10 protein-coding genes are annotated in these 13,008 nt (G+C 40.4%); 3 read left to right on the top strand and 7 right to left on the bottom strand.

Annotated elements, in window-relative coordinates; all coding sequences use genetic code 11:
• Positions 1 to 99 precede the first annotated feature (99 nt).
• The 3 genes from ACFN7Z_RS10010 to efp form a co-directional block, all read right to left on the bottom strand.
• Positions 100 to 402 carry a YbdD/YjiX family protein gene (locus ACFN7Z_RS10010; RefSeq protein ID WP_004693572.1) on the bottom strand — a complete coding sequence of 101 codons (303 nt, stop codon included), beginning with the start codon at positions 400 to 402 and terminating at the stop codon, positions 100 to 102.
• Between the two features lie 10 nt (positions 403 to 412).
• Positions 413 to 2,515, bottom strand: a complete 2,103-nt coding sequence (locus ACFN7Z_RS10015; RefSeq protein ID WP_010326470.1) for a carbon starvation CstA family protein — start codon at positions 2,513 to 2,515, stop codon at positions 413 to 415.
• Between the two features lie 168 nt (positions 2,516 to 2,683).
• On the bottom strand, positions 2,684 to 3,253 hold the full coding sequence (gene efp, locus ACFN7Z_RS10020; RefSeq protein WP_004693574.1) for an elongation factor P: 570 nt from the start codon (positions 3,251 to 3,253) through the stop codon (positions 2,684 to 2,686).
• A gap of 309 nt (positions 3,254 to 3,562) precedes the next feature.
• Between efp and epmB the strand changes: the two genes are divergently transcribed.
• Genes epmB through ACFN7Z_RS10035 form a run of 3 tightly spaced genes read left to right on the top strand, consistent with a single transcriptional unit; the run spans position 3,563 to position 8,450 of the window.
• The gene (epmB, locus tag ACFN7Z_RS10025) at positions 3,563 to 4,579 is read left to right on the top strand and encodes an EF-P beta-lysylation protein EpmB (RefSeq protein WP_010326469.1); all 1,017 of its coding nucleotides are present in this window, start codon (positions 3,563 to 3,565) and stop codon (positions 4,577 to 4,579) included.
• A gap of 17 nt (positions 4,580 to 4,596) precedes the next feature.
• Positions 4,597 to 6,342: a hypothetical protein gene (locus ACFN7Z_RS10030; protein ID WP_029574994.1), complete on the top strand. Its 1,746-nt coding sequence runs from the start codon at positions 4,597 to 4,599 to the stop codon at positions 6,340 to 6,342.
• Positions 6,324 to 8,450, top strand: coding sequence for an EAL domain-containing protein (locus ACFN7Z_RS10035; protein ID WP_058952069.1), 2,127 nt, complete (start codon positions 6,324 to 6,326; stop codon positions 8,448 to 8,450). Before ACFN7Z_RS10030 ends, ACFN7Z_RS10035 begins: the two co-directional genes overlap by 19 nt.
• Positions 8,451 to 8,597: 147 nt before the next feature.
• Here ACFN7Z_RS10035 and rpmE read toward each other — a convergent pair whose 3' ends face one another.
• The 4 genes from rpmE to ACFN7Z_RS10055 form a co-directional block, all read right to left on the bottom strand.
• Positions 8,598 to 8,825 carry a 50S ribosomal protein L31 gene (rpmE, locus tag ACFN7Z_RS10040; RefSeq protein ID WP_004693579.1) on the bottom strand — a complete coding sequence of 76 codons (228 nt, stop codon included), beginning with the start codon at positions 8,823 to 8,825 and terminating at the stop codon, positions 8,598 to 8,600.
• A 205-nt stretch (positions 8,826 to 9,030) separates the two neighbouring features.
• Entirely contained in the window at positions 9,031 to 10,011 is a 981-nt protein-coding gene (locus tag ACFN7Z_RS10045) for a bile acid:sodium symporter family protein (protein WP_010326467.1), read from the bottom strand.
• A 167-nt stretch (positions 10,012 to 10,178) separates the two neighbouring features.
• Positions 10,179 to 10,580 carry a lactoylglutathione lyase gene (gene gloA / locus ACFN7Z_RS10050; RefSeq protein WP_010326466.1) on the bottom strand — a complete coding sequence of 134 codons (402 nt, stop codon included), beginning with the start codon at positions 10,578 to 10,580 and terminating at the stop codon, positions 10,179 to 10,181.
• 121 nt (positions 10,581 to 10,701) lie between these two features.
• A complete protein-coding gene (locus ACFN7Z_RS10055) occupies positions 10,702 to 12,843 on the bottom strand; it encodes an AmpG family muropeptide MFS transporter (protein ID WP_010326465.1) in 2,142 nt (713 codons plus the stop codon).
• Between the last annotated feature and the right edge of the window lie 165 nt (positions 12,844 to 13,008).

The raw sequence follows: 13,008 nt of genomic DNA on the forward strand, positions 1-13,008 counted from the left end.
AAAGTACACTGTCGAATCTAACACGAGCAACCGCATGTAATTGAGTATTTTCACAAAAAAAACGGCACCGAAGTGCCGTCTTTGAATTGATTAATTATATTAACATGGGCACTTTTTCATGCCATTCGTTGCAGATGGATAACGCGCATCCACACAATGACGATAAAAAGTTTTAGCATCCATCGCTTCTAAATCAGGATGGTGCTTTTTCATATGCTCCAAATAGTTTGGATAGTCAGGCACCCCCACCATCAAGCGGAAACTTTGCTGCAAACGTTGCCACAGCGTCGCAATTCGAGACCAATTTTTAGGGTTCAGAATCAAATCTTTCTGCGACATCACGGTCATTTTAATGATTTTATAAATCATCGTTTTTCCACTTTTAGCAAATTTTAGATTCATCTGACTCTCCTTAATGTCCAGCTTTTGATGGCTGAATGTCTTCAGGATCACGATAAATGGCTTCTGCTTCATGCACAGTCGGAACTGGGCTTGCCAATGCACGACGAATTACTCTAATCGCAGCAAAGAGCATCACGATCGCCACAATCATAAAGAATCCACACAGTGCAGCATTGATCTGATTCGACATCGCAACAGTTTGCATTTCAGCAACCGTTTTTGCTGGTGCTAAAATTTCATTGTTTGCAATTGCATTGTTAAAGCGTTCAGCTTGTGCCAAGAAACCAATTTTTGGATTTTCGTGGAAAATTTTCTGCCAGCCCGCGGTCATACAGGTTACCAACAAGAATACTGTCGGGACAATCGTGACCCATACATATTTCTCTTTCTTCATTTTGAAGAGGATAACCGTACCTAAGATCAATGCCATTGCCGCAAGCATTTGGTTACCCACACCAAACAGTGGCCATAAGCTATTGATGCCCCCGAGCGGATCGACGACACCTTGGTAAACAAAGAAGCCCCACCCTGAAACCGCAACTGCTGTACCCAACAAGTTTCCGAAAAAGTTATGTGAGTTTTTCACCGCAGGAATCACAATCCCAACTGTGTCTTGCACCATGAAACGACATGCACGCGTACCCGCATCAACAGCTGTTAAGATGAAAAGTGCTTCGAATAAAATGGCAAAGTGATACCAAAACGCCATCATTTCACGGCTATTGAAAATTTCCGTAATGATGTGAGCCATACCAATAGCAAAAGTTGGCGCACCGCCAGTACGTGAAAGAATGGTACTTTCACCCACTTCTTGAGCCAGTAAAGTTAATGTTTCTGGAGTAACAACAAAACCTAAGTTACGAACAGCTTCAGCTGCGGTGTCTACACTTGTACCCAGTAAAGCGGCTGGAGAGTTAATCGCAAAATACACACCTGGATCAAGCACTGCGGCACAGATCAGAGCCATGATTGCAACAAATGACTCCATGAGCATACCGCCATATCCGATCATACGAATATCACGCTCATTGTTCACAAGTTTCGGCGTGGTTCCAGACGACACTAATGCGTGGAAACCTGAAATTGCGCCACAGGCAATGGTAATAAATAAGAATGGGAACATTGAACCTGCAAACACAGGGCCTGTACCATCAATAAATTGCGTGAATGCTGGCAGCTTCATTTCTGGCATTGCGAAAATAATACCGACTGCCAAACCTGCAATAACACCAATCTTTAGGAAGGTTGATAAGTAATCGCGTGGTGCAAGCAATAACCACACAGGTAGTGCTGAAGCCACGAAACCATAAATAATCAGCGCCCAAGTCAACTGAGTGCCCGACAGTGTAAAGAACGCACCCCAATATGGATGCTGTGCAATATTTTCACCGTAGACAATACCGAGCATCATCAAAACGAAACCAATAATAGATACTTCTGCAATTTTACCCGGGCGGATAAAACGCATGTAAATCCCCATAAAGAGCGCAATTGGAATCGTTGCCGCAATACTAAATACGCCCCACGGGCTGTGTGCAAGTGCTTTGACCACGACCAGTGCCAAAACTGCAAGGATAATAATCATTACCCCCAACGCACCAAGCATAACCACAATCCCTGCAAAAGTTCCAAGCTCTTGCTTTGCCATTTCACCGAGTGAACGTCCATCACGACGGGTAGAAATAAACAACACCAAAAAGTCTTGTACTGCACCTGCAAGCACGACACCGACAAGTAACCAAATCGTGCCAGGTAAATAGCCCATTTGCGCTGCTAAAATAGGCCCTACTAATGGACCTGCACCTGCAATCGCTGCAAAGTGATGTCCAAATAGAACACTTTTGTTGGTTGGAACATAGTCCAGACCATCATTTAAACGATGCGCGGGAGTTAAGCGACGTTCATCAAGCTCAAAAACTTTATTTGCAATAAATAAACTATAGAAGCGATAAGCAATACTATAAATACAGCCCGCAGCAAGTACGAGCCAGATGGCATTGACATGCTCACCACGACTCAGTGCCAATATCCCAAAAGAGACTGCACCGACGATGGCTACCAGTAGCCAGATGATTTTTGAAGTCAGGGTTGACTTCGGCTGAACAGATTCCATTTCAATCCCTCATATTTGTTGCATTCAATCAGCGTCTTTAATTATTCGAGGTACTGCTGTTTTCCTTTGCGACTTTACTCTGCATCTCCTTGTTTTGATCTAATACTTTGGCATAAAAAAAGGGATGATTTTCATCATCCCTTCCGATAATAGTCTATTTTTAAACCATTATGCACGTTCTAAATAATCGCCAGTACGAGTATCTACACGAACGCTTTCTTCTTGCTGTACAAATAATGGAACACGTACTACAGCACCTGTTTCCAATTTTGCAGGTTTACCACCACCGCCAGAAGTATCACCACGTACACCCGGATCAGTTTCAACAATTTTCAAAACCACGAAGTTTGGTGGGTTTACTGTTAATGGCACGCCATTGAACAGCATAATAGTACATTTTTCATTTGAATCATCTTTTAACCATTTTGCAGCATCGCCCATTGCTGTTTTGTCAGCAGCGATCTGTTCAAATGATACAGGATCCATGAAGTTCCACATTTCGCCGTCGTTGTACAAGTATTCCATTTCCACTTCTACAATGTCAGCCGCTTCTAAAGAATCACCAGACTTAAATGTTTTTTCTAAAACTTTACCAGAACGTAAATTACGTAGTTTTACGCGGTTAAATGCTTGACCTTTACCTGGCTTTACATATTCATTTTCCATGATTGAACATGGGTTACCATCAAGCATAACCTTAAGGCCTGACTTGAAATCATTCGTAGAATAATAGGCCATGACTGGCGCACTCCAAACTAACTAACTTAAATATTTATGTCTTTATCTTAGACACCAAAGCTTTGTAAAGCAGGGCCATAAAGATAGGGCATCTTTTTTGATGCCTCGTATTGTAAATGAGCAAGGTGTTATGAAGCAATGAAAATCCACTGCCTATAAGCCGAAGATCTTGATAAAATAGCCCTGTTCCGCGTGTTTTTGTGTATTGAAAAAGCCTTTTTAGACCACGCACATCCGAACAACTCGTTTCGACATCACCCGATTTGATAACCTAACTTTCTTTTGACCTAGTATTTGACCCCTTATTGCATGACTCATTATTTGTACCAAGAGCAAAATTGGCAAGCTCAACTCAGTGATTTAATTACTGACCCTTTAGAATTACTTAACATTCTAGAGCTTTCTCCTGAGCAACTGCTGTCAGGCGCACTGCTTGCATCAACCCAATTTAAACTCCGTGTTCCCCGTGCTTTTGTGACAAGAATGCAAAAAGGTAATCCGCTTGATCCTTTACTCCTTCAAGTCCTGCCCCATCATCTTGAGCTGGAAGAACATCCCGACTTTGTGACTGACCCTTTGGGTGAGGAACAAGCCAACCAACAACCTGGTGTTTTGCACAAATATAAAACTCGTTTTTTACTGACGCTGACTGGGGCATGTGCCGTTCATTGTCGTTACTGTTTTCGTCGACATTTCCCCTATCAAGAGAACCTACCAAAGTCAGAAGATTGGATCAATATTCAACACTATATTCAGTCTCAACCTGACATTAATGAGGTCATTTTGAGTGGCGGAGACCCCTTAACGCTGTCCAATCGTAAAATAAAATTATGGATTGAACGTTTAGAAAGTATTCCCCAACTTAAATTTTTGAGAATTCACTCACGAGTTCCTATCGTAATGCCTAACCGTGTCGATGAAGAGCTAATTTCCATCTTAAAAAACAGTAGGCTGCGCATTATTCTAGTGGTACACTCAAATCATGCATCGGAATTGGATGATTTTACCTGCCGTCAATTACAGCAATTAGTCGCAGAAAAAATCACCGTTTTCAATCAGGCGGTTTTGTTGAAAGGGGTCAATGATCACGTTCAAATTTTGACAGATTTGAGCTACCGTTTATTCGATGCAGGTGTATTGCCATACTATTTACATGTTTTAGATAAAGTAAAAGGGGCTCACCATTTTGATTTAAACTCGCAAGACATTGATTCTCTGTATCAAGGATTATTGGCGAATCTACCCGGCTATCTGGTTCCCAAGCTGGTCAGAGAAATTGCGGGAGAAAAGAATAAGACACCACTTTTCGGGGTTTCAACTTTTTGAGTTAAATAATAACGATGATGACGACGAGTACTTCAGATATCTTCCAAAAACCAACCGAATTAAAGTTGGATAAGCTTAGTTTTTGCCCAAGCACAGTCAAAGGCTTACAAGAATGGTTAGCAAACTTATCCATTTTACAATTGGGTGACTCTTCTCGTTCCTTATTTCAAGCATTACTTGAAGTCTCCGAACTTCAAGTCAGCGAAACACTTCGCTTTGATTTAGTTCAAGTACTGCATCCAAATTTGGAAAATGTGCTTACCAGTTTAGAGAAACATTTTTTTAATCAAGGCCTCATCACCACTGACCGAAATGACCATATTATTGAGCTTGCCTTATTAATGCGTAGTCATTTTGCTAAAGTCTATATCGACATTGCAAAACGTGTTTCTCAGCAAATCACTCAAAATAAGTTTTCTCTATTTGCTTTTAATCAAAAAAAGAACCTACAAACGGCTCGAACCGTATCGAGTTATTATGCTTTACAACAACTGTCACTGTTGTTGTACCAACAACACTTGCTCTATAGTTCTCCTATTCCGGGGCAGTGGCTAGCAGCTCATCAGCTCTTAGATTCTGCTATCCAAAATAACTTCTATTTGACCAACATTAATCAAATACAAGGCACGCAGCATCAGCTCAACAATATTAGCCAAGCCTATGCGCAGCTCATTCTATTGGATATTTTTAATACCCATCAAATCCGTCCAGGTGAAATTCAAGGACTATTTTTGTGTAGTTTTGATTGGGCTAAGCTGATTCAAATATTACCTAAAGAAACCACCTTATCTCGCTATATTGTCGATGCATCAAAAGACTACCCGCCGACCTATAATTCTCAAAAAAATAGTCATATTCAGCCGAATATTTTTATATCGACACAAGCTCTGCTTGATCATCTCTCGGAGATGCAAACCAAACGCGCTGAGCCACTGTCGCGTGATGAGAAGATTTTCCTTACCCCTGCTTTGCATTTTCACATTCATAACTTATTGACCAATAATATTGAACGTAAGCATGAACGATATGAATACTCGGCCCAATTACAAATTTGTTTTGGCCTGTCAGTCGCACATTTCTATTTGTCTAAAGGCAAGAACTTTAATGAAACTTTAGAGCTAGAAGGTAACTACAACTTTCAAAATGAAAGTCACCTGATCAACTCCATGAACAGTAATATTCCTGTGGAAACAAGTTCTGCTCGTATGATTGATCGTGAGTCGAAACAAATCTACCCTGCCGAAGTTTTAGATATTAGTGTGAATGGTTACCGTATTCGCTGGACTGGACCAACACCTGCGCATTTAAAAACAGGTGAGTTTATTTTGGTTCAAGAAAATGCACATAGCCAATGGCGCGGTGGTGTGATTCGCTGGATTAAACAATCAAGTGAGAAAAGCTTGGAACTGGGTTTAGAAATCTTAGCGCAAGATCTTTTCCCATGTGCTGTTATGGTAAAAACAGACCGAACTACTCAGAACTATCAGCCTGCATTATTGGTACAAACGTCCCAACTAGACGAAGTACAAACCAGCCTCATTGTGCCAGGTTCGAATATGTACAGAGAAAAACAAACCATTCACTTACGCCTAGGTGATGAAGATCTTAAAATTTATTTAGTAAAAGCACATTTAATTACGCAAAGTTTTATTCGTTTTGATTATGAATTGTTGAATGACCAACAAGAGCCATTGGTTCAAAGTTTTATTCAAAAGCAAATGAATGCTATTAAGAATCACGATTTATGGGAAGCATTGAAGTGAGAAATCCATTATTATCTAAAAAGTTAAAACGTACGGAAACACGTTTACTCATTATTGATGATAATCAGATCCGTTATAACCAAATTCGTGACCTTTTAACTTCTAGCGATCATCAAGTCCATGCCACCTTACTGGATGACTTACAAAACTTTGAAAAACAGCTTCATCTGCCTTGGGACGTGGTAATTTTTGGTCGCGCCTATGACCTAAAGTATGAACAAGCACTAACTTTGATTCGCAACTCTAACCAAGTCAATTTACCACTAATTTTATTAAAGCCCGATGAATATCAATCAACCCAATACGCAAGTTTTATTCGTAAAGGGGTCTATGATATTTTGGACTTAGAAGAAGCGGATAACTTTTACTTAGGTCTACTGCGTGCACTGTCATTAAGTCGTTTATTGCAAAGCCAACAACAACTCATGAATGAGCTTGAAACAGCGCAAAACCAAGCACAGGCTTTAGTTGAAGAAAGTAATAAAGCCATTGCTTTAATTCAAGAAGGGATTCATGTTTCAGCCAATGCTGAATACTTACAACTGTTCGGCTTAAGCTCTGAAGATGATATTATCGGTCAACCTTTGCTTGATATTCTCCAGCCGAAAGATGTAAACGATTTTAAAATCCGTTTTAAGAAAATTTCACAAGGTCAGTTTGATTTAGGTGCTTTTGAAGTTGCTACTCTCAATAGCAATGCCCAAACTCACAATCCTTTAAAAGTTGAGTTTTTAACTGCGCCTGAAGATGATGCGCTCCAACTGACGATTGAAGCCGAATCTGAACGCTCTGCTGCTCCATCAGTCAACACTGAAAATCATGCGATACAACCTAATACGTATCAACAAATTAACCGTGCTATGACCAAACAACCTTCTGATCTGAATGCCTTAGTTAGCTTTGCACTCAGCTCTTGTCCAGATGAAATTTTTAAAGCCAACTGGGCAACCACGCGTGATTATTTTAACAATATTTACAGCTTTTTAAATGAACAAACTCATATTCCTCTGTTTAAGGCGGGTGGGCAAACCATCGTTGGTTTATTCCAAGCAGAATCACAGGCCAAACTTGAATCTAAGCTGATTGCGTTAAATGCGCTCACCAAACCACAACTCATTACCGTAGAAAACAATAGCTATCCAGTAAATTTGCGCATTGGCTATACTTTATTGAAAGGTGAAATTTCAAATCAAGATCAGTTTGAAAACTTATTGTGCTCAGCCTTTAAAACCGCTTTACCGACCAATCAAGACGATTGCGAAATTGAGCAAAAAGCCAGTATTGACATGCCTGTGATTGAGTTGATCAACCCTACTGTCAGCGATACTTTAGACACTCAAAAAACAGCAAATGAACCTACGGTGCTTAAAGCCTTACATCTTGCATTAGAGCGTGGCGAGATTCATCTTAAATATCAACAGCTTTACGACAAAGAAGACACTAATTTATACACCTATGAAGTTACTAGTGGCTTTATTTATGGTAATACGTGGAAAAATATATCGAGCCTCAAAGAGTTAAGTGAAGACCACGAACTGTCTATTAAACTTGACCGCTGGATTTTAGTTGAGTCGTGTAAACAGCTACACAATTTTATCACTCAGTATCCTGAAGCAAAGTTGATTGTAAATTTAAACAAAGCCGTACTGTTGAATGACCGCTCTTTCCCTGAATTTATCGCCAAACTGATTACCATTGTACGCAGTAAGTTAAGTCACCCAATTACCCTTCAGTTCTCTGAGGATGATATCAGCCAGAACATTGCTGAAGCGCAAAAATACATTGCCCAGCTTCGCCAATATGGTGCTGAAGTTTCGATTCGTGACTTTGGTAATAGCATTTATAGTGAATCTATTCTACGTCAGCTCGATATCAACAATCTCACCTTACATGAAAACTTAACTCGCATGCTCAGTAGCGACGCCAACACGGAAGAGTTGCAAGAAAAAGTTGCGGTATATCATCAATTGAAAAACATTCAAATTATGTTACGTGATCTGAATGATATGACGTCATTTGCCAATGCATGGAATGTCGATGCCCGCTTCATTCAAGGCGATTATTTCCAAAAGAAACTCGATCATCTGATTGATGTGCAGGATCAGTAAAGCTTTGACCTTGGATACTAACCTCTAAATTTCAAGACCCCTATACGGGGTCTTTTATTATATGGTCTAACTAGCAGCCCTATGACTCTGTATTCAAATATCATAGGCATAAAAAAACGGGCAAATGCCCGTTTTTTTCTTTTGCTATTAGTCGCGTTTGATAGAACGTGACATGCCAGCAAAACGTTGTTTGAACTTGTCGATACGACCGCCAGTGTCAACGTTCTTTTGCTTACCAGTGTAGAATGGGTGGCAAGCTGAACATACGTCTAGGTAAACAGTTTCTTTACCAAGTGCTGAACGAGTTTCGATTACGTTACCGCAAGAACATGTAGCAACTAAAGTTTGGTATTTTGGGTGAATATCGGCGCGCATCGTCGATTACTCCATAAAAATTAAAGAAGGTTTTGCTGTCATCGCAATTGATCACTCTCAAAATTGAGGAAAGGACCACTTAATTAAATTAAGTTGCAGATCAACACCATAACAGACCATTCTTTTGGCCCACCGAGACGGATACCGTCAGAGCTAAGCACAACAAGTGGCAAATATTATACGAGATATAGTATCAGATAGCCAATTATTCTTTCGTTTCAATTTCAGATTGCTTGGCCCAATAGTTAGCAATAATCCCACACACCATCAGCTGGATTTGATGAAAAATCATAATCGGTAAAACAATCATCCCCAAAGGTTGTCCAATAAAAAGAATCTGTGCCATTGGAACACCACTAGCCAAAGTCTTTTTTGAACCACAGAAAAAAATGGTTTTCTGATCGGCACGGTTAAAGCCTAACCAACGTGGTAAAAACAACCCAAGCAACATAATAATCGTCAATAAGACTGAACACACAATAATCAATAGGATTAACGTACCAACACTCACCTCTTGCCATAGGCCCGCTACCACAGCACTGCTGAAAGCACCGTACACCACCATTAATATCGAACCCTGATCGAATGCTTTGACGATGCTTGGCATTTTCTGCATATACGGAAATACATATGGTCGAAGTAACTGCCCAAGGACAAACGGAACTAGCAGCAATAAGGTAATTTGAAGTATAGACGAGGTTGGATCAAAACCATGCTCTGATTGCCCCAAAATAAAAAAAGCCACCATCACAGGGGTAATAAACATCCCAATCAAATTTGAGAATGAAGCACTACATACCGCCCCAGCCACATTGCCTTGCGCGACCGAAGTAAACGCAATTGAAGACTGTACTGTCGATGGCAAAAAGCACATAAACAAAAAGCCCCAATACAACTCCTGCCCAAGTAGTGGTACCAATACAGGTTTAGCAAGCAAACCTAAAACGGGAAAAAGGATGAAGGTAAATGCAAAAACCAAAGCATGGAGTTTCCAATGCATCATGCCCTGAATCACCGCTTCACGGGATAGTTTAGCGCCATGCAAAAAGAATAATATAGCAATCGCGACCGTCGTCAATACACCAAATACACTGGCGGCTTGGCCTGAAACAGGGACTAAGCTGGCTAAGAGCACCATAACAAATAGCAATAACGTAAACCGATCGAGTGCCAATAATTTCAACATACCAACATCCTGTCATTCCTCTGAAAATGAAAAAGCCCAGTGACTCATTTACCTTTGGGTAAATTCATCTTACTGAGCTATATAAGTAAAGCTAGCTTTTACAGGATATGTTCAATATTTTTTTAATTAATACTGTGCATACACACTGCATATGACCTAATAACGGCTTAGTTATTACGTGCATTACTATCTTGTTGAATCAGTTCAATTTTATAACCATCCGGATCTTCTACAAAGGCAATAACCGTTACACCACCCTTCATTGGTCCAGCTTCACGCACGACATTACCACCGCGCGCTTTGATTTCCTCACAAGCTTTATATGCATCGTCTACCGCAATAGCAATATGACCATAAGCATTGCCCAATTCATAACTGTCCGTATCCCAGTTATGTGTCAGCTCTAAAACCGTATGATTTTCTTCATCACCATAACCCACAAATGCCAAAGTAAAACGACCTTCTTCGTAATCACGCTTACGAAGTAAAGTCATACCAAGCACTTCAGTATAGAACGCCAAAGATTGTTCTAAATTGCCTACACGTAGCATGGTATGTAGCATGCGCATGGAATTTCCTCATGATTTATTCTCAGCCACCAATATAGGCAAAACCGTCCTATATTTCAAACCTCAACCATAAAAAAGTAGCCACAAGAGCTACTTTTTTAATTCGAGACAAGTCGATGCTTTAACTTTGTTCAGCGGCATGCTCTCGTAGAAGTTTCGCCACCCAGACCACTAAGATTAAAATTGGGATTCCAATGAGTGTGGTCAGCAAGAAGAAATTTGGATAGCCAATATTGGACACAATTGTCCCCGAATATCCACCTAGAATTTTAGGTGTTAACGTCATCAATGAACTAAAAATCGCATACTGAACAGCAGTGAAAGATACGCTGGTCAAACTTGATAGAAATGCAATAAATGCAGCACCGGCTAAACCTGATGCCAAGTTATCGACAATAATCGCAAAATACAGCCAGTTTGAACTATATTCCTTAATCACCTTCCCTTTAACTTCTAACTGTCCATCAACTGCTTTATTCAAGTTGATTGGCTGAAGATCAACATCTAGAGTTGCAGATTTTTCAGCTGCAGGATCCACCTGATAATTCAGTGCAGTGTGTTGTTGCGCACGCTCATTTTGCATCAATACAGCATTCAGCTTTTTAGAGTTTGAATCAAGGAGCTGTTTCACAGGGATTGCCGCACTAAATACACCTTCTTTGTCTAACTTTGTATCAAAGCTTTGACCATCTAAGCTCAATTTAATACTTTGGTTTTCAGCCAGTGTAGCAAGGTATTGACCTCTTACCACGATGCTTCCTTCAGACTCTCGTTGATTAATCACATTATCAGCCGTGATCGGAAGCAACAGCAATACCCTAGATGCACCCGTTTGACTGATATAAGGCAATGTGACCGAGACAGGCTGTGAAGTATCATTTTGAAAACTGGCCGTTGCAGTTAGACTTTCATTTGCCTGAAGCTGCTTAACAGGAACCTTAATTGTCCATGCACCTGTCTCATCCGCTTGAGTTTTGAAACTTTGCTCACCGACATTGATCACAACATCATTTAAAGGTTGTCCTGATTTGACCAAGCCAATAAAGATGAGATTGGTTGAACTGGCCAAGATTGCTCCGACAAACATCAATTTCATGATGTTCATACGCTGCGCCAGTAGTCCTCCTAAAAAACCACCAACCAAACTAAAAATCACCCCATAAACTTTCACCGCTTCAGCAATCTGTTCTTTGGTAAAGTTTAAGTCTTGATAAAACACATTGGAGATCACACCTGCAATAATGTCGGAAATACGGTAAAATCCAATCAACAACAGCAATACCAACGCCAATTTCACGCCATAACGCTTAAAGAAGTCTGCAACAGGATTCACCCATGTTTCATAGGCCATTTGTTTGTTCACAGCACCCATTTTGACTAGGCTTGAACCCACTAAAAATGCAACAGCACCAGAGCCAATAAAACGTAAAGCCTCAAAACAAAACAGTGCAAAACTATCTTTGATCGACCAGAGCTGAATCAGCATTTCAGTTAAGTTGCCTGAATAAATATAGCTCAGTACAAAACTCACCACAGACACAAAGAAAACTGCCACTAAACGATAATAATCTACTCGTTTATATTCTTTACGTACCCGATCAACTTGTGGCTCACGTATGCATAAAGTGGTTGCGATCCCGACCAACATGACCGCCGCCATTGCCAAATACGTCCACTTCCACGCCTCATAAATATAGTTACCTTTGGCTGTACCCAAATAAGCCGCTAAAAATAACGCACCCGCACCTGCAACGATCATGCCGATGCGATAACCAGCGTTATAAGTTGAAGCCAACACTGTTTGCATTTGCGTTTCTGCCAGCTCAATACGATAGGCATCAATCACAATATCTTGTGTCGCAGCAGAAAAACCTAAAAGCACCGCACCCGCAGCCATTTGGTAAAGATAACTCTGACCAAGAGACGGATCTGAAAAAGCCATGATAGAAATGGCACAGATAATTAAGAGTTGTGCGATCAATAGCCATGCACGGCGACGACCCAATAATTTGGTTAGCACTGGTACAGGTAATTCATCGACCAAAGGGGCCCAAACAAATTTGAATGAATAACCCAGAGCAGCCCAACTAAAAAAAGTCACAGCGCTCTTATCGATACCTGCCTCACCTAACCATAAAGATAAGCTCGAGAAAATTAACAGGATTGGGATACCTGCTGAGAAACCCAAAAACAGCATGATCAACGCACGGCGATCTAAAAATGCAGTAAAGGCGGATTTCCATCCTGAAGATTGTGTTGTCATTACGTTTTTGTTGTCTTAAAACCAATGCTGCTATTCAAACCCTTAATACAATTTGTTTCAACCTGATTTATAAAATCAATGTTCTATTTTTGTCGACAAACACTGCGACTTTGCTTGATCTTTTGCATTAAACCTGTATACCTTTAAGTTTCTAACGCAATCTTT

Source organism: Acinetobacter sp. P1332 (genome assembly GCF_044057475.1).
Lineage (GTDB): Bacteria > Pseudomonadota > Gammaproteobacteria > Pseudomonadales > Moraxellaceae > Acinetobacter > Acinetobacter johnsonii.